Below are 24,617 nucleotides of genomic sequence, written 5' to 3'. Positions count from 1 at the left end.
CGCTTCTCCGTCGGCCTCAGGCGTGGTGCCGTCCCAGGAGGTAGAGGAGGGGGAAGAGGAAGATCCAGATGATGTCGACGAAGTGCCAGTAGAGGCCGACGCCCTCGACCCAGTTGTGGTTCTCGGCCGAGAACTCGCCGCGCAGCGCCTTCGGGACGAGGAAGGCGAGGAGGCCGAGGCCGACGATCATGTGGAGGGCGTGGAGCCCCGTCATGCAGAAGTAGATGACGAAGAACGTCTGCGCGGCGGGGTCGGTCGTCCCGGCGAGCTGGAAGCTCTCGCCCGGGATCAGGTGGTGGACCCACTTGTGGTGGTACTCGAACCCCTTGATGACGAGGAACGCGGTGCCGAGCGTCATCGTCGCCGCGAGCCAGCCGGCGATCTGCTTCGCCCGCCCGAGCTGCGCCGACCGGACGGCGAGGACCATCGTCAGGGAGCTGCCGATGAGGACGATGGTGTTCAGGAGGCCGAGCGGGATGTCGAGCTGGTTCGAGCCGAGGGCGAAGTAGGCGGGGTACTTCCAGCGGTAGACCGTGTAGGTGAGGAAGAGCCCGCCGAAGAACATCAGCTCCTGGGCGATGAAGAGCCACATTCCCAGCGTCGCGGCCTCGCGCTGCTGGTCGTAGTCGTCGAAGTGGTGGGCCAGGGCGGCCGGACGCGTCTCAGACGCCAACGGTGACCTCCTTGGCGGGAGTCGAGGTCTCGTACGCGTACGCCTCCTCGGTGACGACGGGCGGGGTGTCGAAGTTCAGGACGGGCGGCGGGGAGGAGGTCTCCCACTCGAGGCCCTTGGCGCCCCACGGGTTCGCGGGGGCCTTCGCCCCGAACTTCAGCGACCAGAGGAGGTAGATCACGGGCAGGAGGTAGCCGAAGCCGAGGATCGTCGCGCCCGCGGAGGAGAGGACGTTCCACGTCTGGAACTCGGCCGGGTACATGTGGTAGCGGCGCGGCATCCCGAGGTAGCCGAGGATGAACTGCGGGAAGAACGTCGTGTTGAAGCCGATGAAGATGACGAGCGCGGAGATCTTCGACCAGAACTCGTTGTACATCCGGCCGGTGATCTTCGGCCACCAGAAGTGGAGCCCGCCGAGGTACCCCATGATCGCGCTCCCCACCATGACGTAGTGGAAGTGCGCGACGATGAAGTAGGTGTCGTGGACGTGGATGTCGATGCCGAGCGTCCCGAGCATGACGCCCGTCAGCCCGCCGATCAGGAAGACGCCGATGAAGCCGAGTGCGTAGAGCATCGGCGTCTGCAGCGAGATGGAGCCCTTGTAGAGCGTGGCCGTCCAGTTGAAGACCTTCACGGCCGACGGAATGGCCACGAGCATCGTCAGGAACGAAAAGATCGCCCCGGCCACGACGGACTGGCCGGAGATGTACATGTGGTGGCCCCAGACGAGGAAGCCGATGACCGCGATGAAGAGGCTCGAGAAGGCGATGAAGTGGTACCCGAAGACCCGCTTCCTCGAGAAGGCGGTGACGAGCTCGCTCATCACGCCCATCGACGGCAGGATCATGATGTAGACGGCGGGGTGCGAGTAGAACCAGAAGAGGTGCTGGAAGAGGAGCGGGTCGCCGCCGTACTTCGGGTCGAAGACGCCGATGTGGAAGAGCCGCTCGGCGCCGACGAGGAGGATCGCGATGGCGACGACCGGCGTCCCGAGGATCTGGATGATGCTCGTGGCGTAGTGGGCCCAGACGAAGAGGGGGAGCCGGAACCAGGTGAGCCCCGGGGCCCGCATCCGGTGGATCGTGACGATGAAGTTCAGCCCCGTCAGGATCGACGAGAAGCCGGCGATGAAGATGCCGACCGCGGTGACGATGACCTGCCCCTGGGCGAAGTTCGTCGACATCGGCGTGTAGAACGTCCAGCCGGTGTCGATGCCGCCCGTCAGGAGCGACACGAACGTCATGACGCCGCCGATCATGTAGAGGTACCAGCTCAGGAGGTTGATGCGCGGGAAGGCGAGGTCCTTCGCCCCGATCATGATCGGCAGGAGGAAGTTGCCGAGCACCGCCGGGATCGACGGGATCAGGAAGAAGAAGATCATCAGGATGCCGTGCATCGTGAAGAGCCGGTTGTAGACGTCGGAGGAGAAGAGGTCTCCCTGCGGCGTCGCCAGCTCGGCGCGGATCAGCACGGCCATCAGGCCGCCGAGGACGAAGAAAACCGAGATGCCGAGGAGGTAGAGGATGCCGATCCTCTTGTGGTCCCTCGTCAGGAGCCACGACCCGATGCCGTGGGAGGCGTTGAGGTAGTTCGTCTCGCCGGGATCTCCGGACACGGCGTGGTTCGCGGGTGCGCTCACGACTTCCCTCCGGCGGCGGGGGCCGCGGCCGCCGGCGCGGTGGCGGCACCGGCGGGCTTGAGCTCCTTGATGTACCTGATGAGCTGGACGATCTCCTCCTCGGAGATCTGGTCCTTGAAGGTCGGCATGATCGGCTGGTAGCCCTGGACGACCTTCGTGGCCGGGCTCAGGATCGACTCGCGCACGTAGCTCTCGTCGGCGACGACGGTCCGCCCGTCGACGAGGGCCACCTGCTTCCCGAAGACGCCGTCGAGGACGGGTGCCCGGGCAGAGCTGTCGGGGCGATGGCAGGTGTTGCACGCCTTCGCGACGAAGAGCTCCTCGCCCGAGGCGACGGTGCCGCCCGCGGAGGCCCCGCCGACGAGCCACTTCTGGTAGTCCTGCGGCTCCATCACGTGGATCTTCCCGACCATCTTGGAGTGGTCGACGCCGCAGTACTGGTCGCAGAAGATGTGGTAGGTGCCGGTCTTCGTCGCCTTGAACCAGGCCGTCGTGTAGCGGCCGGGGAGGACGTCCATCTTGAGGCGGAACGCGGGGACGGAGAAGTTGTGGATGACGTCCTCGGAGGTCATCGTCAGCTTCACGGCCTGGTTCACCGGAACGTGGAACTCGTTGATCTCGCGCTTGCCCTCGGGGTGCTCCACCTTCCACATCCACTGCTTGCCGTAGACGTGGAACGACCAGGCGTCGGAGGGCGGCCGCGATTGCTCGAAGAAGATCGAGGCCCCCCAGAAGAAGCTGACCATGACGAGGCCGAGCGGGATGATCGACCAGGTGAGCTCGAGGATCAGGGTGTTCCCCGTGATCTCCTGGCCCGGTTCGGCGGCGTGGCGGCGCCGGTACTTCACGAGGAAGGCCACGATCGTCGCGACGATCAGGACCGAGAAGAGGACCGACACGCCGAGCGTGAAGAAGAAGATCGCGTCGACCTTCGAGGCGAGGGTCGAGGAGACGGGCGGGAAGACGGGCGAGTTGGGGAGCATCGTCAGGCGCTCGCTCCGGCGTGCGCGCGGCCGCGGCGTTCCCGGCGCAGCATCACGGCGAGAAAGGCGCCGAACCCGAGGACGAGGAGGGCGCCCGCGATTCGGAGGACGGTCATGGTGGTCGCGGTGTACTTGCCGAGGGCCGGGTTGTACTGGAAGCAGAGGAGGAGGAGCTGCGCGGTGACGCCGCCCACCTTCCCTTCCGAGGCTTCCGAGAGGCCGAGGCGGAGCTCCTTCGGCGCGTACTCGACGCCGAAGAAGTAGCGCGAGATCACCCCTTCGGGCGTCACGAGGACGACACCCGTCGCGTGCGCGTACTGCTTCTGCAGCTCGTCCCAACGGTACTTGAACCCGGCCGCTTCGGTGACGCGGCGGATCTGGGACTCGTCGCCCGTCAGGAAGTGCCAGCCGGCCTCGCCCTCGGCCTTCCGGCCGTAGAACTCGACGAGGTTCGTCTTCTTGTCGCGGGCGAGGGGCGGCTTCTCGACCGGGCTGAAGCTCAGGGTGACGACCTCGAAGTCGGCGCCCGGTGTCAGCGTGAAGCCCTTCAGGCTCCGGGCGAGGCCCTCGAGCGCGATGCCGCAGAGCATCGGGCACTCGTAGTAGGCGAGCGAGAGGATGACCGGCTTCTTCCCGAAGTAGTCGCCCAGGCGGACGGACTTGCCGTTCTCGTCCGTGAACGTCGCGTCGAGGGGGAGCTGGGTTCCCGTGTGCTGCTCCCAGCCGACCTCCCGCGTGGGCGAAGGCATCATCGGCTGCGCCGCCAGGGGCGAAGCGGCGACGGCGAGGGCGACGAGGACCGGGGCGAAGCGAAAGGCGCGCGTCATGGTGCTCATTTCGAGGCCGCTGCGGGGGCGGACTGAGCCTGCCCCGGGGTGTCGGGGAGAGGCGGCGGGACCGGGAGGCCGCGTTCCGCGACGATCTCGAGGGCGCGGTCCACGGGGATCTGCACGACGCCGGCCGCGCGGTCGACCCAGGCGTACGAGGTCAGGGCGGCCTCCTCTTCCTTCGCGAACTTCACCATGTCGGCGGTCGGGTCGGCCTGCAGCGCCGCCCTGGGACGGGGCCGGGGCTGGTTCGCCTCGGCGACCGGGAGGGGCGCAGGGTCGCGCGCGATCGACTGCGACTTCAGGACCTTGCTGAAGGCGATCATCGCCGCGAAGGAGAGGGCGACGAGGAGGGCGAGACCCGCGATCGCTCCGAAGATCCCCTTGACGTGGATCTCGGAGTCGAACTCCGCCGGCTCGTGCTGCGGGCGGTCGTGGTCAGTCATGGGCGAGGGCCTCCTTGAGGAACGGCTCGTTCGCCGGCAGGAGCGGCCGCGCCTTCAGGCCGAGGGCGAAGAGGAAGAGCCAGATGCCGCCGAGGGCGAGGGGCGCGGCGAAGTCGAGCCAGTGGATCGTGAAGGCGTCCTTCGAGAAGGAGGGCGCGACGAGCCAGTGGAGGTCGAGCCAGCGCGCGAAGAGGAGGAGGACGGCGACCGGGGCAAGCGCTCTTGCGCTCCGCTTCCGGTCGCGGGACAGGAGCAGCGCGAATGGGAGGGCGTAATGGAGGAGGACGAGGACGATCGTCGTCGCCCTCCAGGCGCCGTTCATCCTGGAGGTGTAGAAGGTCGTCTCCTCGGGCAGGTTCCCCGACCAGATGATGATGAACTGCGAGTAGGCGAAGTAGGCCCAGACGCAGACGAACGCGAAGAGGAGCTTGCCGTAGTCGTGAAGGTGGCGCGGCTGGAACGGGACGGCGGGGGAGGGCCCCTCCCCGAGGAGAAGCGCGGCGAGCGCCACGAGGGCCATCGCCGCGACGGCCTGCCCGATGATCACGTAGAGACCGTAGATCGTGGAGTACCAGTGCGGCGTGAGCGACATGAGCCAGTCGAACGCCGCGAACGTCATGGACAGGAGATACGCGACGAGGCCGGCGGCGCCCCAGCGCTGCATCCAGAGTGCGAGGCGGCGGTCGCCCGTCTCGTCCTGGCGCGCCGAGAGCCTGGACAGGATCCAGGCGAAGGCGATCCAGATGGCAAAGTAGATCGCCGATCGGGTCAGGAACGACGTGGTGTTCAGCCAGGGCTTCTTGTGCGTGAGGATCGCGTCGGCCGCGACGACCTCGCCGTGCGTCCACTCGTAGAGCGAATGGGTGCCGAAGGCGATCGGCAGGAACGCCACGGCCGCGAAGCCGAGCGTCACGGGACTCGCCGCCGCCTCGAGGACCCGGCGGATCATGACGCCCCAGGCCCCGCGCGTGACGTGGTGGAGGAGCAGGACACCGAGGGCGCCGGCCGAAAGGCCGAGCATCCACATGTAGCCGGTGAGGTAGGACCGGAAGAACTGGTCCTTGTTCGTGGCGAAGCCGACCGCCAGGAGGACGAGGCCGGCGACGCCGGCGACGAGTCCGATGCGGCCGATCTTCCCGGCGCTCTCGGGAGCCAGGTACGAGCCGCTGTTCGAGCCAGGGTTCACGGGTGGGCCTCCGGGGTCGGTGCGGCCGCGGGGGCGGCGGCGGCCTTGTCGAGTGCCGCGCGATCGGCTTCGGTGAGCTCGGCCAGCGGGGCGTTGCGGGAGAACTGGAGGGTTCGGACGTAAGCGGCGATGGCCCAGCGGTCCTCGGCGGGGACCTGGCTCGCGTAGCTCGACATCTGCCCGAAGCCGTTCGTCATGACGTCGAAGAAGTAGCCCAGCGGCTGCGCGCGGAGCCGGTCGATGTGGTACGAGGGGGGCTGCTTGAACCCGCGCTGGACGATCATCCCCTGGCCGTTGCCCTGGCGGCCGTGGCAGGGCGAGCAGAAGACGTCGAACCGCTGGCGGCCTCGGGCGAGCAGGGCCTTGTCGAACGGGACGGCGGCCGGAAGCTCGGAAACGAACTTCCCGTCGGGACCGATGCCGGTGTGGAGGACCCGGTCCTCGCGGAGCCAGCCGCGCGCGACGGTCCCGGCCGGCGGGATGCGCGAGGCGAGCCCGTCACGGTAGAACTCGCTCTGGGCCAGGGGACGCTCCTTCGCCTGGTTGTACATCCCCTGCCGGCACCCGGCGCCGGCGAGGGACACGAGGGCGAGCGCGGCGACGCCGAGCCTCCGCAGGCCCTTCTTCAACTCAGTTTTCAACTTCGTTGACCTCCACGGGTGCGAGGCTCTCGAGGAAGCTCCTGACGGCCGGGCCGTCGAACTTCGGGTCGTCGGATTCGACGACGAGGAAGTAGCCGTCCTTGGAGGCGTGCTCGACGAAGCGCGGCACGTTGAAGAGCGGGTGGTGGGGCCTCGGCAGGCCGTTCAGGAGCAGCATCCCGAGCGCCGCCGCGAGGCCCCCGTGGAAGATGGCTCCCTCGAACGTGGCCGGGATGAAAGCCGGCCAGGAGTTCAGGGGCCGGCCTCCGATGTTCAGCGGGTAGTCGATGGCGCTCGCCCAGTAGGCGAAGCCGAAGACGCCCACGGCGCCGACGATCGACGCGCCCAGGACGAGCAGCGGGAGCTTCGAGTGGTGGAGGTCGAGCGCGTCGAGGACCTTCTCGATCGGGTAGGGGGTGTAGGCGTCGAGCTTCGTGAAGCCGGCGGCCTTCGCGGCCCCGATCGCCTCGATCAGCTCCTCGGGATTCCGGAACTCGGCCATGACGCCGTGGAGGAGAGGTTCCGTCTGCGGTCCGTGCATCGCGTTACTTCTCCTCTCCGTGCGCCTTCGTCGCCTCGGGCGTCAGGACGCGCATCTCGAACATGTTCAGCGCGGGGAGGAAGCGGATGAAGAGGAGGAGGAGCGTCAGGAAGAGACCGATCGTCCCGGCGAAGACCGCGATGTCCCACTTCGTGCCGTGGTACATGGCCCAGTTCGACGGGACGTAGTCGCGGGAGAGGCTGACGACGATGATGACGAACCGCTCGAGCCACATCCCGACGTTGATGAACATCGCGATGACCCAGAGCGCCCAGACGTTCGACCGCACCTGCCGGAACCAGAGGAGCTGCGGGACGAGGATGTTGCAGAGGATCAGGAGCCAGTACTGGACGGCGTACGGCCCGGTGAAGCGGTTCAGGACCATGAAGATCTCGAACTCGTTGCCGCTGTAGAAGGCGGCCCAGATCTCGAGGACGTAGCCGTAGGCGACGATGAGGCCGGTCGTCAGCATCACCTTCGCCATGTTCTGCAGGTGCCGCTCGGTGATGAAGTCCTTCAGCTTGAAGAGGGGCCGCAGCGGCAGGACGAGCGTGAGGACCATCGCGAAGCCCGCGAAGACGGCGCCCGCGACGAAGTAGGGCGGGAAGACCGTCGTGTGCCAGCCCGGGACGATGCCGACGGAGAAGTCGAACGACACGATGGAGTGGACCGAGAGGACGAGCGGCGTCGAGAGCCCCGCGAGGAGGAGCGACGCCACCTCGTAGTTCGCCCAGTGGCGCGAGGAGTTCCGCCAGCCGAGGGCCGCCATCCCGTAGGCGAACCGGGCGACCTTCGCCTTCGCGTGGTCGCGCAGGGTCGCGAGGTCGGGGAGCATGCCGACGTACCAGAAGACGATCGAGATCGTGGCGTAGGTCGAGACGGCGAAGACGTCCCAGATGAGGGGGCTTCGGAAGTTGGGCCACATGTTGAGCGTCCCCGGGACCGGCAGGAGCCAGTAGGGGAGCCACGGGCGGCCGAGGTGGAGGATCGGGTACATGCCGGCGCAGGCGACGGCGAAGACGGTCATCGCCTCGGCGAACCGGTTGATCGAGTTGCGCCAGCTCTGCCGCAGCAGGAGGAGGATGGCGGAGATCAGCGTCCCCGCGTGGCCGATGCCGATCCACCAGACGAAGCAGACGATGTCCCAGCCCCAGCCGACGGGGACGTTGTTTCCCCAGATGCCGATGCCGGTCATGAAGAGGTTCGTGACGGCGAGGAGGAAGAGATTGAGGAGGCCGAAGCCGACCGCGAGGCCGAGCAGCCACCACTTCGGCGTCTTCGTCAGCTTCGTGTTGACGACCTCGGAGATCCGCTCCGTGACGCTCGCGGGGGTGTGACCGGGCGCGAGGACGGGCGCCTGCCCGATCGGGTCGGCGCCGGGCGTGCCGTCGTAGATGGTCGACATGTCAGCCGGCCTCCGCGTCCGGGTTGGGGTTCGTCACCTTCGCCATGTAGGTCGTCCGGGGGCGGGTGTTCAGCTCTTCGAGGAGCCAGTAGGTGCGGGGCTCCTCGCGGAGCTTCGTGACCTTCGCCGCCGGGTCGTTGATGTTCCCGAAGACGATGGCGTCGGCCGGGCAGGTCTGCTGGCAGGCGGTCCGGATCTCGCCGTCGCGGATGGCGCGCCCCTCGCGCTCGGCCACGATGCGGGCCCGGTTGATCCGCTGGATGCAGAAGGTGCACTTCTCCATGACGCCACGGGACCGGACGGTGACGTCGGGGTTCGCGAGCATCTTCAGGACCGGCTCCTTCTCCCTCTCGCCGTTGTACTCGAGGAAGTTGAAGCGCCGGACGTGGTAGGGGCAGTTGTTGGAGCAGTAGCGGGTGCCGACGCAGCGGTTGTAGGCCATCTCGTTCAGCCCCTCGGCGCCGTGGACCGTCGCGGCCACGGGGCAGACGACCTCGCAGGGGGCCATCTCGCAGTGCTGGCACATCAGGGGCTGGTGGTGGACCTCGGGGTTCTCGAGGTCGGTCCCCTCGTAGTACTGGTCGACGCGGATCCACTGCATCTCGCGGTTCCTGCCGACCTGCTCCTTGCCGACGATGGGGATGTTGTTCTCCGACTGGCAGGCGACGACGCAGGCGTTGCAGCCGAAGCACGAGCCGAGGTCGACGGAGAGCCCCCAGGCGTTCTCCTTGTACTCCCAGCCCGGCTGGAAGAGGGAGACGTCCTTCGGCGGGAGGCCGTGCCCCTTCGCCTTCGCGGGGTCCTTCACGTACTCGGGGAGCGACATCACCCGGACGATCTCGCGCCCTTCCATCCGGAAGTGCTGCTGCGTGTGCGCGAGCGGGGAGCGCGCGCCCGTCTTCGCGAGGGTGACGGCGGCGATCCACGGCGCGGCCGTCGTCCGGAGTGGTGTCACGTCGGCGCCGACGCCGTTGCCGACGCGCCCGGCGTGGGCGCGGCCGAAGCCGAGGTGGAGCGTGACGACGCCCGCCGCCTGGCCCGGCTGGATGAGGACGGGCAGCTCGACGCTCTTCCCGTTCGCCGTGACCTTCACGACGTCCTCGTTCTGCAGGCCGAGCTTCTGCGCGGTGGCGGGAGAGACGATCGCCGCGTTGTCCCACGTCAGCTTGCTGAGCGGCTTCGGGAGCTCCTGGAGCCAGCCGTTGTTGGCGAAGCGGCCGTCCAGGAGCGACGGGTCGGGCCGGAAGACGGCCTCGAGGTCGGAAGGACGGGCGGCCGCCGCCGTCGCGGCGGCGGCCAGGGCCCCTGCGACTTCGGCGACGCGCACCGGCAGCACCTTCGCGGCAAATGCGGTGCCGGGAACGACGCCGTCGTGGAGGCTCTTCCTCCAGAACGCCTCGAAGTCCGCCTCGCCCGAGCGGGCCGCCTTCCAGTGCTCCTTGACGACGTCGTAGCCCTTCCGGGGCGTCTCGTCGAGGAGGACCGACAGCAGCTCGTGCGGCGACTTCCCTTCGTAGAGAGGCTCGACGAGGGGCTGGACGAGGGCGGCGGTGCCGTCGAGCGAGCGGACGTCGCTCCACGCCTCGAGGAAGTGGGCCATCGGGACGGCCCACTGGCAGTAGCGCGAGGTCTCGTCGGGGTAGCCGGTAAGGTGGATGCGAAGGCCCGCCTTCAGGAGACTCTCGCCGAACGCGAGATCGGACGGGGCGTCGTAGACGGGATTACCGCCGAGGATGAGGAGGACCTGCACCTCCCCCTTCTTCACGTCCGCCACGAGGTCGGCGAGGGATGCGAGCTGGTCGACCGGCGCCGCCTCGACCGGATCGGTCTGGAAGACGGTCTTCCCGACATTGCCGAGCGCCTCGTTCATGGCGTGGGCCGCGGCGTGGACCTCGGCGGGGGCGAAGTCGCCCGCGACGACGACGGAGCGGCCGGCGGCCGCCTTCAGGTCCTTCGCGGCCGTGCCGGCGAACTTCAGCGCCCTCTCGTCGAGCCCCGAGGGCCGGGCGAAGCCGGCGAGGCCGAGCTCGGCACCGAGCGCCTCCGCGAAGGCGGGGAGGGCGCTCGCGCGGAGCGGGAGGCGGTGATCGGCGAGCGTGCCCGTCGGGGTCGGGGAGACCTCCACGGCGTAGAAACGAGACATCTCCTTCGACCCGCCGACGAGGCGGCGCCGGGCCGAGAAGGCCTTGGCGTTGCGGACGGAATCGGGCCCGGAGGCGAGGAAGTCGGAATCGAGGGCGACGACGACGTCGGCGGCGCCGAGGTCGTAGCGGGTCTCCGCCGGCTGCCCGAAGGCGATCCGGGCGCCGGAGCGGACGGCGTCGCGCCCGGCCGATTCCCACTGGTGCCACTTCGCCTTCGGGAAGGCGGCGAGGAGCGCCTTCATCTGCGCGCCGAGGGTCGGGGAGGTGACGGTCTCGGTCAGGATCCGGAGGCCTGCTCCCTCGATCTGCTTCTGCGCCTTCGCGGCCGCCTGCAGCTCGGTGACGAGGTGCGGCCAGGTGTCGAGGATTCCGAGCTTCGTCGGGACCTTCAGGCGGTCGGGGTCGTAGAGCCCGAGGACGGACGCCTGGGCGACGGCGGTGGCGCCCCCGAGGCTCGCCGGGTGTTCCGGGTTCCCCTCGACCTTCGTGGGGCGACCCTCGTGGCTCTCGGCGAGGAGCGGCTGGGCGAAGCCGCCGACCGTCATCGCCGTGGCGAAGAAGAGCGGCACGCCGGGGAGGATCTCCTCCGGCTGCTTCACGTAGGGGACGATCTTCTCGACGGGCTGCCGCGTGCAGGCCGTCATGCCGGCCAGGGCCATGGAGGCCATGCCGAGCTCGAGAAAGCGCCGGCGGGAGAAGCCGCGGTCGAGGCTTTCGTCCCAGTCGGAGGCGTGCCTCGGGTACTCCGTTGCCAGGAACTCGCGGAAGCGGGTGTCGTCCGCGAGCTCTTCGATTCCGCGCCAGAACGCCGGTCCCTGCCGGGTCCGGAGGCGCTCGCGGATCTCGGCGAGGTCGAGCGGAAAGTGGGCGGGCCCGGCCGGGAGTCCTTCCGCGGGCTCGGGACGAAGGGTCGGAAGGCTCATCGGGTCGCTGCTCCTTCAGTCCGGCGGCTCAACGGTGGCAGGTCCCACAGGACGTGATCTCGGCGGGAGGACGTACCTTGTACTTTTCGACGAGCTCGCGGCCGAGCGCCTCCTGGTCCTTCGCCTTCCAGGTCATGTTGTAGATCTCTTCCTTCGGTCGGATGAACTTCTCGGGGTTCCGGTGGCACTCGAGGCACCAGCGCATCTGGATCGGCTGGGCCGAGCGCATGAGGCGCATCTGGTGGACCGGGCCGTGACAGGTGGCGCAGCCCATTCCCTTGGCGACGTGGATCGAGTGGTTGAAATAGGTGAAGTCGGGAAGGTCGTGGACCTTGTTCCACTCGATCGGCTGCCCGGTCCGGTAGCTGGACCGGACCGGCTCGAGCATCGGTGCCTCGTTCCAGACGATCTTGTGGCAGTTGTAGCAGGTCGAGGTCGGCGGCACGCCGGCCGAGGCGGACTTCTCGACCGCGGTGTGGCAGTACCGGCAGTCGATGCCCAACCCTGCGACGTGGTGCTCGTGGCTGAAGGGAACCGGCTGCTCGACGGTCTCTCCGCGGCGTTGGTTGAAACCGGCGTAGTCGAGCGCCAGCAGGGAGCCTACGGCGCCGCCCGCCACGAGGACGAGGGCGGCTATCGAGGCCGGCGCGAGGTAGTTCGCGCTCTTCGGAAAGAGCTGTGCCATCTTCGCTTATGCCTTTCTAGGGCCGGGAGTGGGCAAGGGCAGCGAGTCGTCCATGCGTGACGGTCTCAAAAAAACCCGTGAAGGTACCATACGAGGGCGCCGACGAACAGGCCCCTCTCCGGCTCTCCTCCTGCCCTGACGGAAGGTCGTCGAGGACCCCGGAGCTCAGAAGCCGGTCGGCTTCTTCGGAATCCGTCCCGACTTGATCGTCTCGCTCCGGAGGCGCCGGCCGACGATCCTCTCGACCATCCGGCCCGTGGCGAGGACGCGGTCCACGTCGAGGCCGGTCTCGATCCCCATTTCGTCGAGCATGACGACGAGGTCTTCGCCGCTGACGAGGCCGACGTTGTTCGGGTCCTGGTAGTAGTAGCGGCCGGTGCCGGAGACGGGGGCCCCGTCGAAGAAGTTCGCGGGCTGGCCGCCGATCCCGCCGAGGGTGCTCTCGTACCTCACGATCCCGGCCTGAAGTGCGGCGAGGACGTTCGCGAGGCCCCACCCGCGGGTGACGTGGAAGTGGGCCAGGTGCTTCGTCACGTCCGGCATCGCTTCGAGGATCATCGAGTAGTAGGCGTAGACCCGGTCGGGCGGGGCCGAGCCGTCGTGGTCGGCGTGCTCGATGTCGTCGGCACCGATGTCGAGGAAGCGCTTCGTGAAGGCTACGGCGTCCTCGAGCCTGGTGGGCCCCTCCATCGGGCAGCCCCAGATCGTGCTGACGGTCCCGTTGACCCTGATCCCCGCGGCGTGAGCCTTGCGGATGCAGCGCTCGGCCTCGGCCCAGTAGCCGGCGTGGTCGAGGCCGGAGTTCTTCTTCATGTGGGTGGCCGAGGTCGAGACCATCATCAGGATCCGGTCCGGCCCCCACCCCTCCGCCTTCGCCTCGATGGCCCGGTCGACGGCCTTCTCGCGGATGGTGACCGCGGTCAGCTCGACGCCGGCGATCTGCTTCTCGACCCGCTTGCTCGCCCGGATCCCCTTCAGCAGCTCGTCGGAGTCCCTGAACTGCGGCATCCCCTTCGGGTTCCCGAGGTTCGTCACCTCGAGGCGCCGGTAGCCCGCGAGGACGAGCTCTTCGAGGACCCAGAGCTTGGCCTCGGTGGGGATCCACTTCTCCTCGTGCTGGAAGCCGTCCCGGACGGTGATGTCGGCGAGGTCGACGCGTTTCGGGAGATTCCAGTTCGTCATGTTCACCTCAGGAGCTCGCGGGCCGCGAGGACCGTGAAGGCGTGCGCCTCGAACGTCACGGCAACGCTTCCGAGGTGGCCGCCCTTCAGGTAGTCGAGGCCGAGGGGGTGGGCCTTCGCCCGTTCGACGAGCTGGGCGACGACGTGGGAGTCGCGCGGGTCGACGGGGTGGGCGTGAAGGGGGTCGGCCGCGCCGAGAAGGGCGTGGAGCAGCTCGTCCGGGCTCACGCGGGATCGGTGGACGAGGTCGGCCAGAGCGGCGATGACCGATTCGACGGTCGCCTCGGGGAGGACCGAGAGGCTGGCGGCGTCGCGGACGAGCTGTGCGTGGTTCATCGCGGTCTCTCCATCAGGGCGCGGGGGGGAACGACGGGCGCGCTCCGGTCGGCGAGCGCCCCGAGAAACGCGACGATCGAGGCGATCTCGTCGTCGGACAGCTCCTTGCCGAGCTGGTGCCAGGCCATCTTCTTCACCGCCTCGTCGAGGCGGGCGACCGAGCCGTCGTGAAAGTAGGGACCGGTGGCCACGGCGTTGCGGAGAGAGGGGACCTTGAACTTCCGGCGGTCCTCCTCGTCCTTCGTCACGGCAAACCGCCCCTCGTCCTTCGTCTCCCAGGCCTTGACGAGGCCCAGGAGCTGGAACTGGTTCGCCCCGATGGTGGGCGAGTTGTGGCACGTGGTGCAGCCGGTCTTCAGGAAGAGCTGCAGGCCAGCGGCCTCCCGGTGCGTCAACGCGTCGAGGTCCCCGTTCAGGAAGTCGTCGAGGCGGTCGTGGGTCCGGAGCGTTCTCTGAAAGGCGGCGAGGGCCCGGGCGGCATTGGCGAGGCTGATCGCCTCCGTTTCGCCCGGGAACGCGGCGGCGAAGGGCTCGCGGTACTCCGGCGCAGCACGGAGGGCGGCCTCCACGGCCGCCGCGTCCGGCATCGCCATCTCGACCGGGTTCAGGAGCGGTCCTGCGGCCTGCTCCTCGAGGGTCTTCGCCCGTCCGTCCCAGAACTGGGCGACGTGGTACCCGGCGTTCTTCACGCTCGGCGAGTTCCTTGTCCCCTTCTCACCCTTCGCCCCGTTCGACGTTCTCTCCCCGTCGGCGCCCGAGGGGCTCTCGCCGTCCAGGCGGTGGCAGTCGTTACACGACTGGGTGCCGTTCACGGAGAGACGCTTCTCGAAGTAGAGCTCCTTGCCGAGAGCGACGAGCTGGGGGGAATCGGCCTCCGAGCCCGGCATCGTCTCGGGCAGGACGCCGAGCGTGGACTTCGCCTGCGCGGAGAGGGCCTTGCGGGCCGCGCGGTCGACCTTCGGCTCCGGCTCCTTCTTCCCGCAGGCCGCGAGGACGAGGAGCGCGGCGGCGGCTGCGAGGAGGCGGGTCCGGATCATCGGGGCTGGATTCTAGACGCCCCGAGGGAACGCTTCCCATCGCGCCGGTGCGCTCCTACGATGGACCGATGGCTCGCAAGTGGCTCCGCCGCGGTCTCGTCGGCGTCGCGCTCGTCCTCGCCGCCCTCGTCCTGCGCGTCACGTTCCTGCGTCCCGATCCGGTCCCCGTCACGGTCGTCGCCGTCGCGCGCGGCGCCGTGGAGGAGACGGTCACGGGAAGCCGGGCCGGCACGGTGCGCTCCCGCCGCCGGGCCACGCTGAGCCCGGAGGTCGGCGGGCGGGTCGAGCGGCTCTTCGTCCGGAAAGGCGATCGCGTGAAGAAAGGGGACGCTCTCGTCAGGATCGCCGCGGACGACGTGCGCGCGCAGGTCACCCTCGCGGAAAAGTCGCTCGTCGTGGCCGAGGCGGCGGAGCGGGAGGCGTGCCGGGCGGCCGAGCAGGCCGTTCGCGACCTGTCGAGGAGCGAGCGGCTCGCGAAGGACGACGTCCTCTCGCTCGGGCTCCTCGAGAGGGCCCAGACGGAGGCCGGGATGACGGCGGCCGCCTGCGAGGCGGCGCGGGCCCGCGTGGGGCAGGCCCGGGCCTCTCTGGAGGTGGCGCGGGTCGGCCTCGGCAAGACCGTTCTACTGGCCCCGTTCGACGGGGTCGTGGCGGAGCTGTCGACGGAGGAAGGGGAGTGGGTCACGCCCTCCCCGCCGGGCCTCCCGATCCCGGCGGTCGTGGAGCTCTTCGACCCGGACGACACGTACGTCAGCGCTCCGCTCGACGAGGTGGACGTGGGGCGCGTGAAGGCGGGGGTCCCCGTGCGCGTGACGTTCGACGCCTACGCGGGACGGACGTTCGCGGGAAAGGTCTCCCGCATCGCGGACTACGTCCTCGACCAGAGGGAACAGAACCGGACGTTCGAGGTGGAGGTGGCCCTGGAGGACGCGGCGTTCGGCAAGACTCTCCTCCCGGGGACCTCGGCGGACGTCGTCGTCGTCCTCGCGCGAAAGGAGGACGTCCTCCGCGTGCCGTCCTACGCCCTTCTCCCGGGAGGGAGAGCGCTCCTCCTCTCGAAGGGGACGCTCGTTTCCGCGAAGGTGGAGACGGGGCTCAGGGGAGCCGAGTGGGCGGAGGTCGTGTCGGGGCTCTCCGAGGGGGACACCGTCGTCACGTCGCTCGACCGGTCCGAGGTGAAGGAGGGGGCGCGGGCGCGGGCCGAGGAGGCCCGGTGATCGAGCTCTCGGGCGTCTCGCGGACCTGGGACGTGGGCGGAAGGCCCGTCCACGCCCTGAGGGACGTGACGCTCTCGATCGCGGCGGGGGAGTACCTCGCGGTGATGGGACCCTCGGGTTCGGGCAAGTCGACGCTCCTCTCACTCCTCGGAGGGCTCGACCGCCCGACGGCCGGCTCCTACCGCTTCGAGGGGCGCGAGGTGGCGGCGCTCTCGGACGACGAGCTCTCCAGGCTCCGGCGCGAGCGGATCGGGTTCGTCTTCCAGTCGTTCCACCTCGTTCCGCGGATGACGGCGCTCGAGAACGTCGGCCTGCCGCTCGTCCTCGGCGGCGTCCCGCCCGCCGAGCGGCTCGCCCGGGCTACCGAGGCGCTCGCCTCGGTCGGCCTGACGGAGCGCAGCCGCCACCGCCCCGATCAGCTCTCCGGGGGAGAGAAGCAGCGCGTCTGCCTCGCGCGGGCCGTCGTCACGGGTCCCGGGCTCATCCTGGCCGACGAGCCGACAGGAAACCTGGACAGCGCCTCCGGTGCGGAGATCGTGGCGCTTCTCGAAAGGCTGAACGCCGGGGGACGGACGCTCCTCGTCGTGACGCACGACCCCGGCATCGGCGCGAGGGCGCCGCGGAAAGTGCGCCTCGCCGACGGGCGCGTCGTGGGAGACGGCGGCGCGTGAGAGGCGGCGACCTCCTCGCGTTCGCCGCCGGGGCGCTCCGCGGGCACCGGCTCCGGACCTCCCTTTCGCTCCTCGGCGTGGCGATCGGCGTCTCGTCGGTCGTCCTCCTGACGAGCCTCGGCGAAGGGGCCCGGCTCTATGTCACCGGGGAGTTCGCCCTCCTCGGGTCGAATCTCGTGATCGTCCTGCCGGGGAAGTCGGAGACGACCGGGATCGTGCCGGTGGCCGGGGGCGTCCCGAACGACCTGACGCTCGACGACGTGGAGGCGCTCCGCCGCCGCGTCTCCCTTCTCTCCTCCGTCGCGCCCCTCTCCGTGGGGGGGCTGACGGCCCGGTTCGAGGAGCGGAGCCGCGACCTGACCGTCGCGGGTGTCACCGCCGAGTGGAAGCGCGTCCGGCGGCTCGAGCTGCGGGAAGGGAGCTTCATTCCGCCGGGCGACCCCGCCCGTGCCCCGCGGGTCTGCGTCGTCGGCGCGAAGGTGGCGGAAGAGCTCTACCCGGGCCGCTCGCCCGTGGGAGAGAGGCTCCGGCTCGGGGAGGAGAAGTTCCGGGTGACCGGCGTCCTCGCCTCGCGCGGGGTCTCCGTCGGCCTCGACCTCGACGAGGTGGTCCTCGTCCCGATCGGCCACCACCTCCGGATGTTCGACCGGCGCTCGGTCTTCCGCGTCCTCTGCGAGGCCCGCTCGGCGCGGGACGTCGAAGGTGCGAAGACCGCGATCCTCGCGGTCCTCAGGGACCGGCACGGCGGGCAGGAGGACGTGACCGTCCTGACGCAGGACGCGGTGATGAAGACGTTCGGGAAGGTCCTCGCGATCCTCACCGCGGCGCTCGCCGGGATCGCGGCGGTCTCGCTGACCGTCGCGGGCGTCGGAATCATGAACGTCATGCTGGTCTCGGTGTCGGAGCGGACGCGGGAGGTCGGCCTCCTGAAGGCGCTCGGGGCGAGCCGGGGCCAGGTGCTCCACGCCTTCCTCGTCGAGGCGGCTCTTCTCTCCACCGCGGGAGGCGTGCTCGGCCTCCTCGCGGGCTGGGGCGGCACGCTCCTCCTGCGCGGCCTCTACCCCGACTTCCCGGTCCAGCCGCCGGTCTGGGCCGTCGTCGCCGCTCTCGTCGTCTCGGTGACCGTCGGGCTCGTCGCCGGAGTTCTCCCGGCCCGGCGGGCGGCCCGGCTCGAGCCGATCGTCGCCCTCGCGAGGCGCTGACGTGACGTTCGCCGACGTTCTCCGCCTCGCCCTCGGCTCGGTCACGGCCCACCGCCTCCGGTCGGCGCTGACCGTCCTGGGGATCGTCATCGGCATCGCGTCGGTCGTCCTCCTGACGTCGCTCGGCGAGGGGACCCGCCGGTCCATCCTCGCGGAGTTCTCGCAGTTCGGAACGAACCTCCTCGCGGTCACGTCGGGGAAGATCGAGACCCACGGGATCGCCGGGGCGGTGGGGGGAACGACGCGTCCGCTGACGCTCGCCGACGCCGAGGCGCTGAAGGCCGTGCCGGGAATCGAGAAGGTCGCGCCGGTCGTCTTCGGGACGGCGCGGATCTCGTCCGGGGAGCGCAGTCGCGACGCTTTCGTCTACGGCACCTCGGGCGACGCCTCCGAGGTCTGGAGCTTCGAGGTGAGGCTCGGACGCTTCCTCCCCGACTCGGAGCTCGGGCGGGCGACGCCCGTCGCCGTCCTCGGTCCGAAGCTGAAGTCGGAGCTCTTCGGCGAGGAGAACGCGATCGGCCGGAGGATCCGGGTAGGAAGCCACCGCTTCCTCGTGATCGGCGTCATGGCCCCGGTGGGACAGTTCGCGGGCCTCACCCTCGACGACGCGGTCTACGTCCCCGTCGCCTCGGCGCAGCAGGTGTTCGATCACGCCCACGTGATGGAGATCGACGCCCTCTTCACCCCCGGCCTGCCGCCCGGGACGGTCGTCGCCGGCGTGAAGCGCGTCCTGAAGGCGCGGCACGGCGGCGAGGAGGACTTCACCGTCATGACGCAGGGGGAGATGCTCGACTCCTTCGGGCGGGTCTTCGCCGTCGTGAGCGCGGCCGTGGCCGGCATCGGAGCGATCTCACTGCTCGTCGGCGCGATCGGGATCCTGACGATGATGTGGATCGCCGTGGGGGAGCGGACGTCCGAGATCGGGCTCCTGAAGGCCCTCGGCGCAACCCGGGACGACGTGCGGAACCTCTTCCTCGCCGAGGCGGCGCTCCTCTCGGCGGCGGGCGGAGCCGCCGGGATCGCGGTTGCGGTCGCCCTCGGGGGCCTCGTCCGGCTCGTTCTGCCGGCGGTGCCGTTCACGACGCCGCCGGCCTACGCCGCCGCCGCGCTCGGGATGGCGGTCGCCGTGGGACTCGTGGCCGGCGTCGTCCCGGCGCGCCGCGCCGCGGGGCTCGACCCCGTGGAGAATCTGCGGGCGGAGTGAAGGCATGAACGACGTTGCGAAGACGGCCTGGCAGGAGGAGATCTTCGGGCTCCTGAAAGGCTCCGGCGTGAGACAGGTCGCCTGGGTTCCCGACGCGGGCCACGCGCACGTCATCTCCCGGGTCCTCGGAGATCCGGAGATGCGGGGGATCGTCCTGACCACCGAGGAGGAGGGCGTCGCGCTGGCGTGCGGCGCGTGGCTGGGCGGCGAGCGCGCCGTCCTCCTCCTGCAGTCGAGCGGCGTGGGCAACTGCGTGAACATGCTCTCGCTCGTCAGCGCGTGCCGCTTCCCCTTCGTCGCTCTCGTGACGATGCGCGGCGAGTGGGAAGAGTTCAACGGCTGGCAGGTGCCGATGGGACGGGCGACGCCGAAGGTCCTCGAGGATATGGGCGTCGCCGTGCGGCGCGTCGACGAGCCGGAAAGGGTCGGCGAGACCGTCCGGGACGCCCTCGAAGCGGCGTTCGAGGCGGGGGAGGCGGTCGCCGTGCTCCTCTCCCAGAGCCTGATCGGCCGCAAGGACTGGGGGAGCCGGTGACGGCCCGGGACCGGACCGTCGACCGGCGCCCGTTCGTGGCGGAGCTGGTGGCAGCCTGCCCGTCCGCGCTCGTGATCGCCGGTCTCGGAGCGCCCGCGTACGACCTGTTCGCTGCCGGCGACCGGGACGAGTCCTTCTACCTCTGGGGCGCTATGGGCGGCGCGGCGGCGATGGGCCTGGGGCTGGCGCTGGCGCAGCCGAACCGCAGCGTGATCGTCCTCACCGGCGACGGCGAGCAGCTGATGGGCCTCGGGGCGCTCGCGACCATCGGGGCGCAGCGGCCGGGAAACCTCACCGTCGTCGTCCTCGACAACGGGCACTACGGGGAAACCGGCATGCAGGAGAGCCACACGAGCCTCGGTACGAGCCTCGCTGCCGTCGCGCTCGCGTGCGGTTTCGACCGGGCCTGGGAGATCGCGTCCGCCGACGGCGTGCAGCCGCTTGCCGAACGTGTCCGTGCGCGGGACGGCTGCGCCCTCGCGCAGGTCCTGGTGCGTGCCGAGGCCCTGGGGCGCACGCTGCCGAGCCGGGACGGCGTCCACCTGAAGAACCGCCTGCGTGCTGCCCTGGGGTTCGCAGGGGCCTAACCCGTTCGGGGGATGCGCACGTCAGGCGCGGCGTCGGATAGTGAGGCTCGTTCGGAGCGATGCAGGGAGGCCGGAGGGCCGGGGCTCCGCGCCGGGAGGGCAGCATGCCGTGCCAGGCAGATTGCGGGAGGACGGGGCCTGACGGGCCGACGGACGAGTCCGGCGCGTTCCCGCGCCCGGGCTTCGGCAGGACGGGCCCGGAGGCGTCGGGGGCCTGTGGTTCGTGCGAGGTCGTAAAGGAGTTGGCCGCCGAAAAGGCCCGACTCGCCGCCTGGCTGGCGCACGAGCTCCGAACGCCGCTGAACTGCGTCCTCGGGTATGCGGAGCTGCTCTGCGAGGGGCTCGCGGGAGGGCCGCGGTCCTCCTGCCTGACCGACGCGGAGCGCGTCCGGGACCTCGCGCTCCACCAGCTCGCCCTTCTCGACGACGTCCTCGACCTCTCGCGGCTCGAGCACGGCAGCGTCCCGCTCCGGACCGAGCCCGTCGACGCGGTACGGGTTCTCGGCGAGGTGGCTGCGGCGACCCTTCCTCTCGTCGAGCGAGGGGGTAACCGGCTCTATCTCGCCGTGAACGGCGAGGGGTGGGTTCTCGCCGACGAAACGCGTCTCCGGCAGGTCCTCCTGAACCTCGTCGGCAACGCCTCGAAGTTCACGAAGGCCGGTCTCGTCGCGCTCGGGGCGTCGGCCGCGGGCGGGACCGTCTCTTTCCACGTCCGCGACACGGGGTGCGGAATGACACCGGCCGAGGCGGAAAGGGCCTTTCGGCCCTATCAGCAGGCGAACGGGTCCATCGCGGCGGCGCATGGCGGGACCGGCCTCGGCCTGGCCATCTCTCGGGAGCTCTGCGAGCGGATGGGCGGAGCGCTCTCCGTCGAGAGCACCCCGGGCGAGGGGACGACGTTCACCGTGACGCTTCCCGTGGCTGCGAGCCCGGTGATCGCCGCGGACTGAGCCGGCGGAAAGGTCCGGGCGGGTGCGATCGGCGGGCTATAGCCTCTCGGCGACGAGCAGGGTGATGTCGTCGTCGAGGAAGAGCCTCTCGGAGTGCCCGAACACCCCGGCGCGAAGAGCCTCTATGACACCGTGCGCCCCCTCGTGCGCGGCGGCGGCGATGGTGTCGCGGACGGCGTCGAGGCCCCAGAGCAGCCCCTCGGGGTTCGCGGCCTCGTAAAGGCCGTCGGTCGCCAGGACGACGAGGTCGCCACGCTCGAGGCGGTCGATCTGGTGCGCGCGGTAGGTCGAGTCGACCGAGTACCCGAGGACGATGTCGGTCTCCTCGTGCGCGTCGAACGTCCCGTTCCGCGGGCGGTAGACGAGGGGCGGGAGGTGACCGGCCGAGACATAGCAGGCATCGCCGCCGGGACCGATGCGGCAGGCGACGAGGGTCGCGAAGGCGTCGTCGGGGATGTCGGGCGAGATCAGCCGGTTGAGCTTTTCGATGAGCTTCTGCGGGTTGCTCTCGACGAGGTGGAGGGCGCGCAGGTAGGCCCGGGCCGCCGACATGAGGACGGTCGAGGCGAGCCCGTGTCCGGAAACGTCGCAGACCAGGAGGTCGAAGGAGCCCAGCGGGGCCTCCATGACGTCGTAGTAGTCGCCCCCGGTCTTCTCCGCGGTTTCCTGCCAGGCGGCGAGGCGGAGCCATGAAGGTTCCGGGAGCTTTCGCGGACGGAGGTTCTCCTGGATCTTTCGCGCCAGCTCGATCTCGCTCTCCATCCGCTCCCGCTTCAGCTCGCCGACGAGGAGGCGCTGGGTGTCGAGAGCGACGGCGGCGTGGCTGCCGAGGGCCCGGAGGCTCTCCTCGTCGTCGGCGTCGAAGGGGATCTCCCCCTTCTTGTTCATCGCCTCGATGACGCCGACGACCGAGCCCGACGGAGTCACGAGCGGAACGCAGAGGATGCTCCTCGTACGGTAGCCGGTCTTCACGTCGACGTCCCGGGAGAAGCGCGGGTCCTCGTAGGCGTCGGCGATGCTCAACGTCTCGCCCGTCCTGGCGACGATGCCGGCGATGCCGAATCCGGGGGGGAGCCGGATGTCGGTCGAGTCCTGCGCGACGCGCGTCCAGAGGCTGCCGTCGGGCTCGAGAAGGAACAGGCTCGTCCGATCGGCGTCGACCAGCCGGGTGGCCGAGGCGACGATGAGCTCGAGGAGGGGCTGCAGCTGCCGGATGCCCGTCATCGCCTGCGCCACCTCGAGGAGCGTGCGGAGATCCTGGAGCCTCTTCTCGATCGTCGGCGTCATGGCGGTCGGCGACATGTTACTTTCCTTCACCGGGGGTTTCGACGAGATGATCGAGAAGGTGCGAGACGTGCTGGCGCGGGTCCGGAAGGCCGGGCGGAGCGCCCTCCTCGAGCACGAGGTCTACGCGGTCCTCCAGGCCGCCGGCCTCGACGTCCCGCGATTCGCGTACTGGGCGGGGGAGCCGGGACCGGCCCTTCCTCACGAGGTGGCCAGCCTCCTCGAAACGGCGCCCGGCGAGGTCGTCCTCAAGATCGTCTCCCCGGAGATCCTCCACAAGTCCGACGTCGGGGGTGTCGCCATCTCAGCCGCCGAGCCCGTAGCGGTGGGCGCCGCGGCGCGCCGGGTCTGGGACGACGTGGGCCGGCGGATGCCGGACGCGGTCCGCTCGGGGGTTCTCGTCGTCGAAAAGGTAAAGGCGAAAGGCGGCTCGCCTGCTTCGGAAACGCTCCTCTCCCTCAAGCAGGACCCGGCGTTCGGCCCGGTACTCGTCCTCGGCCTCGGGGGCGTCCTGACCGAGTGGTTCGGTGACGTGAGCGGCGGGACGTCGACCGTCGTCCTCCAGCCGGGGAGGGTCCGCGAAGGACTCGAGCGTGCGGCCGCGGCGCACGCCGCCGTCGCGCTCCTGTTCCGGCCGAGTCGCGCCCACTCGCACCCGCCCCTCGACCTCGCCGCGACGGCGGAGCGCCTCGAGAGGCTCGGGGCCGTCGCCACGGCGTTCGGCGCGGCGGCGCAGGCGGGAGAGGCCGACCCGATGACGCTCGAGGAGCTGGAGGTGAACCCGCTCCTCCTCGCCGCCGACGGTCGCTGGATCGCCGTCGACGGAAAGGGACGGATCGGGCGATCGACGGCCGTCCTGCCGACACGACCCTTACGGAAGGTGAAGAACCTCCTCGAGCCGAAGAGCGCCGCCGTCCTCGGGGCGTCGGCCACGGCGATGAACCCGGGCCGGATCATCCTCAGGAACCTCAAGGCGTCCGAGGGCATCCGGTACGGCCGCCTCTGGGCCGTCCATCCGAAGGAGGAGACGATCGACGGGGTCCCGTGTGTGCGGACGGTCGCCGACCTTCCCCAGCCGGTTGATCTCGCGGTGATCTCGATACCGGCCGAAGGGGCGCGGGACGCGATCCGCGCGCTCGCCGAAACGGGCTTGGCCGAGTCGATCATCCTGATCCCGGGTGGCTTCGCCGAGACGGGGAAGCAGGGGCTCGAGGACGAGATCGTGGCGGCTGTCCGCTCGTCCCGGTCCGGGCCCGGCGACGGCCCGGTGCTTCTGGGCGGGAACTGCCTCGGAATCGTCTCCAAGCATCAGTACAACACTTTCTTCCTGCCGCAATACAAGCTCCCGTTCCACGACGCGCCGGGCGACCGGCTCGTGGCGGTGAGCCAGAGTGGCGCCTACCTCGTCTCCCTGACGTCGAACCTCGACGGGATCATCTTTCCGAAGGCGTCGATCTCGTACGGCAACCAGATGGACCTGACGGTGTCGGACTTTCTCGAGGCTCTCCTGCCGGACGCGTCGGTGAAGGTCGTCGCCTGCTACGTCGAGGGCTTCAAGCCGCTCGACGGCGCGCGCTTCGTCGACCTCGCACGGCGGCTCCGCGCAGAGGGCCGGCGGGTCCTCGCTTTCAAGGCGGGAAAGACGGCTCTCGGGGCGGAAGCGACGCAGAGCCACACCGCATCCCTCGCGGGCGACTACGCCGTGGCGCAGGCGCTGATGGAAGGCGCCGGAGTCGTCGTCGCCCAGACTCTCGACATGCTCGAGGACTACACGAAGGCGTTCACGATGCTCTTCGACCGGCTCCCGCGCGGCAACCGCGTGGCGGTCCTGTCGAACGCCGGCTTCGAGTGCTCCTCGGTCCTCGACAAGCTCTACGGCCTCGTTCCGGCCCGCCTCTCGGACGAGACGAAGGCCAGGCTCGCCGCCTGCCTCCCCTCCATCGCCCACGCGGACAATCCCGTCGACGCGACGCCGATGGCGACGACCCGGCAGTTCGTCGCCGCCGCGGAAGCGATGGCCGAGGACGACGGCGTCGACGTGCTCCTCGTCTCTCCGATCCCGGTGACGCCCGCGCTCGACAACCTCTCTCCCGACCTGGCCGGGGGGACGCACCAGGAGAACATCCACTCGCCCGGCTCGCTCCCCGGCGAGCTCCTCGCGCTGTTTCGGAAGACGGGGAAGCCGATCGCCGTCTCGGTCGACTCGGGGCGCCTCTACGACGACTTCGTGCAGGTGCTCCAGCGCGGCGGGATCCCCGTCTGGCGGAAGATCGACCGCGCATCGCGCGCTCTCTCGGCGCTCGCGACGCTCTGACGGGCC

At 69.9% G+C, this 24,617-nt stretch carries 23 protein-coding genes; 8 read left to right on the top strand and 15 right to left on the bottom strand.

Annotation, left to right across the window (positions count from 1 at the left end; genetic code table 11):
- Positions 1-16 precede the first annotated feature (16 nt).
- The 14 genes from IPN03_01690 to IPN03_01625 all read right to left on the bottom strand — a co-directional run bounded on the left by IPN03_01690 (position 17) and on the right by IPN03_01625 (position 14,647).
- The gene (locus IPN03_01690; GenBank protein MBK9372469.1) at positions 17-592 is read right to left on the bottom strand and encodes a cytochrome c oxidase subunit 3 family protein; all 576 of its coding nucleotides are present in this window, start codon (positions 590-592) and stop codon (positions 17-19) included.
- Between the two features lie 70 nt (positions 593-662).
- Positions 663-2,288 (bottom strand): cytochrome c oxidase subunit I, encoded by a 1,626-nt coding sequence (ctaD, locus tag IPN03_01685; GenBank protein MBK9372468.1) that lies wholly within the window; start codon positions 2,286-2,288, stop codon positions 663-665.
- A gap of 20 nt (positions 2,289-2,308) precedes the next feature.
- Positions 2,309-3,295: a cytochrome c oxidase subunit II gene (gene coxB / locus IPN03_01680; protein MBK9372467.1), complete on the bottom strand. Its 987-nt coding sequence runs from the start codon at positions 3,293-3,295 to the stop codon at positions 2,309-2,311.
- A gap of 2 nt (positions 3,296-3,297) precedes the next feature.
- Entirely contained in the window at positions 3,298-4,122 is an 825-nt protein-coding gene (locus IPN03_01675) for an SCO family protein (protein MBK9372466.1), read from the bottom strand.
- A 5-nt stretch (positions 4,123-4,127) separates the two neighbouring features.
- Positions 4,128-4,568, bottom strand: coding sequence for a hypothetical protein (locus tag IPN03_01670; GenBank protein ID MBK9372465.1), 441 nt, complete (start codon positions 4,566-4,568; stop codon positions 4,128-4,130).
- Positions 4,561-5,754, bottom strand: a complete 1,194-nt coding sequence (locus IPN03_01665; GenBank protein MBK9372464.1) for a hypothetical protein — start codon at positions 5,752-5,754, stop codon at positions 4,561-4,563. Before IPN03_01665 ends, IPN03_01670 begins: the two co-directional genes overlap by 8 nt.
- Positions 5,751-6,305 (bottom strand): cytochrome c, encoded by a 555-nt coding sequence (locus IPN03_01660; GenBank protein ID MBK9372463.1) that lies wholly within the window; start codon positions 6,303-6,305, stop codon positions 5,751-5,753. Before IPN03_01660 ends, IPN03_01665 begins: the two co-directional genes overlap by 4 nt.
- Before the next feature lie 79 nt (positions 6,306-6,384).
- The gene (locus tag IPN03_01655) at positions 6,385-6,897 is read right to left on the bottom strand and encodes a DUF3341 domain-containing protein (protein MBK9372462.1); all 513 of its coding nucleotides are present in this window, start codon (positions 6,895-6,897) and stop codon (positions 6,385-6,387) included.
- Between the two features lie 43 nt (positions 6,898-6,940).
- A complete protein-coding gene (nrfD, locus tag IPN03_01650) occupies positions 6,941-8,341 on the bottom strand; it encodes a polysulfide reductase NrfD (protein MBK9372461.1) in 1,401 nt (466 codons plus the stop codon).
- A gap of 1 nt (position 8,342) precedes the next feature.
- Positions 8,343-11,408 carry a TAT-variant-translocated molybdopterin oxidoreductase gene (locus IPN03_01645; protein ID MBK9372460.1) on the bottom strand — a complete coding sequence of 1,022 codons (3,066 nt, stop codon included), beginning with the start codon at positions 11,406-11,408 and terminating at the stop codon, positions 8,343-8,345.
- Between the two features lie 28 nt (positions 11,409-11,436).
- Positions 11,437-12,093 (bottom strand): cytochrome c3 family protein, encoded by a 657-nt coding sequence (locus tag IPN03_01640; protein ID MBK9372459.1) that lies wholly within the window; start codon positions 12,091-12,093, stop codon positions 11,437-11,439.
- A 165-nt stretch (positions 12,094-12,258) separates the two neighbouring features.
- Positions 12,259-13,275, bottom strand: a complete 1,017-nt coding sequence (locus IPN03_01635; protein ID MBK9372458.1) for a pyruvate carboxyltransferase — start codon at positions 13,273-13,275, stop codon at positions 12,259-12,261.
- Positions 13,276-13,277: 2 nt separating this feature from the next.
- Complete coding sequence (locus IPN03_01630) at positions 13,278-13,610, bottom strand: hypothetical protein (protein MBK9372457.1); 333 nt, start codon at positions 13,608-13,610, stop codon at positions 13,278-13,280.
- A complete protein-coding gene (locus tag IPN03_01625) occupies positions 13,607-14,647 on the bottom strand; it encodes a c-type cytochrome (GenBank protein ID MBK9372456.1) in 1,041 nt (346 codons plus the stop codon). The genes IPN03_01630 and IPN03_01625 overlap by 4 nt, the downstream gene beginning before the upstream one ends.
- 68 nt (positions 14,648-14,715) lie before the next feature.
- Between IPN03_01625 and IPN03_01620 the strand changes: the two genes are divergently transcribed.
- The 7 genes from IPN03_01620 (at position 14,716) to IPN03_01590 (ending at position 21,013) form a co-directional block, all read left to right on the top strand.
- Positions 14,716-15,864, top strand: a complete 1,149-nt coding sequence (locus IPN03_01620; GenBank protein ID MBK9372455.1) for an efflux RND transporter periplasmic adaptor subunit — start codon at positions 14,716-14,718, stop codon at positions 15,862-15,864.
- A complete protein-coding gene (locus tag IPN03_01615) occupies positions 15,861-16,535 on the top strand; it encodes an ABC transporter ATP-binding protein (GenBank protein ID MBK9372454.1) in 675 nt (224 codons plus the stop codon). The genes IPN03_01620 and IPN03_01615 overlap by 4 nt, the downstream gene beginning before the upstream one ends.
- A complete protein-coding gene (locus tag IPN03_01610) occupies positions 16,532-17,737 on the top strand; it encodes an ABC transporter permease (GenBank protein ID MBK9372453.1) in 1,206 nt (401 codons plus the stop codon). Before IPN03_01615 ends, IPN03_01610 begins: the two co-directional genes overlap by 4 nt.
- A 1-nt stretch (position 17,738) precedes the next feature.
- Positions 17,739-18,941 (top strand): ABC transporter permease, encoded by a 1,203-nt coding sequence (locus IPN03_01605; GenBank protein MBK9372452.1) that lies wholly within the window; start codon positions 17,739-17,741, stop codon positions 18,939-18,941.
- 4 nt (positions 18,942-18,945) lie between these two features.
- On the top strand, positions 18,946-19,476 hold the full coding sequence (locus IPN03_01600) for a phosphonopyruvate decarboxylase (GenBank protein ID MBK9372451.1): 531 nt from the start codon (positions 18,946-18,948) through the stop codon (positions 19,474-19,476).
- Positions 19,473-20,063: an aldehyde dehydrogenase gene (locus IPN03_01595; protein ID MBK9372450.1), complete on the top strand. Its 591-nt coding sequence runs from the start codon at positions 19,473-19,475 to the stop codon at positions 20,061-20,063. Before IPN03_01600 ends, IPN03_01595 begins: the two co-directional genes overlap by 4 nt.
- Before the next feature lie 242 nt (positions 20,064-20,305).
- Entirely contained in the window at positions 20,306-21,013 is a 708-nt protein-coding gene (locus IPN03_01590) for a HAMP domain-containing histidine kinase (protein ID MBK9372449.1), read from the top strand.
- Between the two features lie 36 nt (positions 21,014-21,049).
- Here the strand turns inward: IPN03_01590 and IPN03_01585 are convergent, their stop codons facing one another.
- A complete protein-coding gene (locus tag IPN03_01585; protein ID MBK9372448.1) occupies positions 21,050-22,315 on the bottom strand; it encodes a SpoIIE family protein phosphatase in 1,266 nt (421 codons plus the stop codon).
- On the opposite strand from IPN03_01585, the gene IPN03_01580 reads away from it, so the two are divergent.
- The gene (locus IPN03_01580) at positions 22,314-24,611 is read left to right on the top strand and encodes an acetate--CoA ligase family protein (protein MBK9372447.1); all 2,298 of its coding nucleotides are present in this window, start codon (positions 22,314-22,316) and stop codon (positions 24,609-24,611) included. The two genes, IPN03_01585 and IPN03_01580, sit on opposite strands and share 2 nt — an antisense overlap.
- Positions 24,612-24,617: the final 6 nt, after the last annotated feature.

The sequence above is a fragment of the Holophagales bacterium genome (assembly GCA_016719485.1).
In the GTDB taxonomy this organism is placed as follows: domain Bacteria; phylum Acidobacteriota; class Thermoanaerobaculia; order UBA5066; family UBA5066; genus UBA5066.
This window is presented reverse-complemented; position numbering and strand designations above follow the sequence as displayed.

Bases quoted from the DNA above. Each gene is read 5' to 3' on its own strand.
- IPN03_01690 (MBK9372469.1), bottom strand. From the start codon at position 592: ATGTGGCTCTTCATCGCCCAGGAGCTGATGTTCTTCGGCGGGCTCTTC.
- coxB (MBK9372467.1), bottom strand. From the start codon at position 3,295: ATGCTCCCCAACTCGCCCGTCTTCCCGCCCGTCTCCTCGACCCTCGCC.
- IPN03_01675 (MBK9372466.1), bottom strand. From the start codon at position 4,122: ATGACGCGCGCCTTTCGCTTCGCCCCGGTCCTCGTCGCCCTCGCCGTC.
- IPN03_01670 (MBK9372465.1), bottom strand. From the start codon at position 4,568: ATGACTGACCACGACCGCCCGCAGCACGAGCCGGCGGAGTTCGACTCC.
- IPN03_01660 (MBK9372463.1), bottom strand. From the start codon at position 6,305: ATGTACAACCAGGCGAAGGAGCGTCCCCTGGCCCAGAGCGAGTTCTAC.
- IPN03_01655 (MBK9372462.1), bottom strand. From the start codon at position 6,897: ATGGCCGAGTTCCGGAATCCCGAGGAGCTGATCGAGGCGATCGGGGCC.
- nrfD (MBK9372461.1), bottom strand. From the start codon at position 8,341: ATGTCGACCATCTACGACGGCACGCCCGGCGCCGACCCGATCGGGCAG.
- IPN03_01645 (MBK9372460.1), bottom strand. From the start codon at position 11,408: ATGAGCCTTCCGACCCTTCGTCCCGAGCCCGCGGAAGGACTCCCGGCC.
- IPN03_01640 (MBK9372459.1), bottom strand. From the start codon at position 12,093: ATGGCACAGCTCTTTCCGAAGAGCGCGAACTACCTCGCGCCGGCCTCG.
- IPN03_01635 (MBK9372458.1), bottom strand. From the start codon at position 13,275: ATGACGAACTGGAATCTCCCGAAACGCGTCGACCTCGCCGACATCACC.
- IPN03_01630 (MBK9372457.1), bottom strand. From the start codon at position 13,610: ATGAACCACGCACAGCTCGTCCGCGACGCCGCCAGCCTCTCGGTCCTC.
- IPN03_01625 (MBK9372456.1), bottom strand. From the start codon at position 14,647: ATGATCCGGACCCGCCTCCTCGCAGCCGCCGCCGCGCTCCTCGTCCTC.
- IPN03_01620 (MBK9372455.1), top strand. From the start codon at position 14,716: ATGGCTCGCAAGTGGCTCCGCCGCGGTCTCGTCGGCGTCGCGCTCGTC.
- IPN03_01600 (MBK9372451.1), top strand. From the start codon at position 18,946: ATGAACGACGTTGCGAAGACGGCCTGGCAGGAGGAGATCTTCGGGCTC.
- IPN03_01580 (MBK9372447.1), top strand. From the start codon at position 22,314: ATGTTACTTTCCTTCACCGGGGGTTTCGACGAGATGATCGAGAAGGTG.
- IPN03_01585 (MBK9372448.1), bottom strand. From the start codon at position 22,315: ATGTCGCCGACCGCCATGACGCCGACGATCGAGAAGAGGCTCCAGGAT.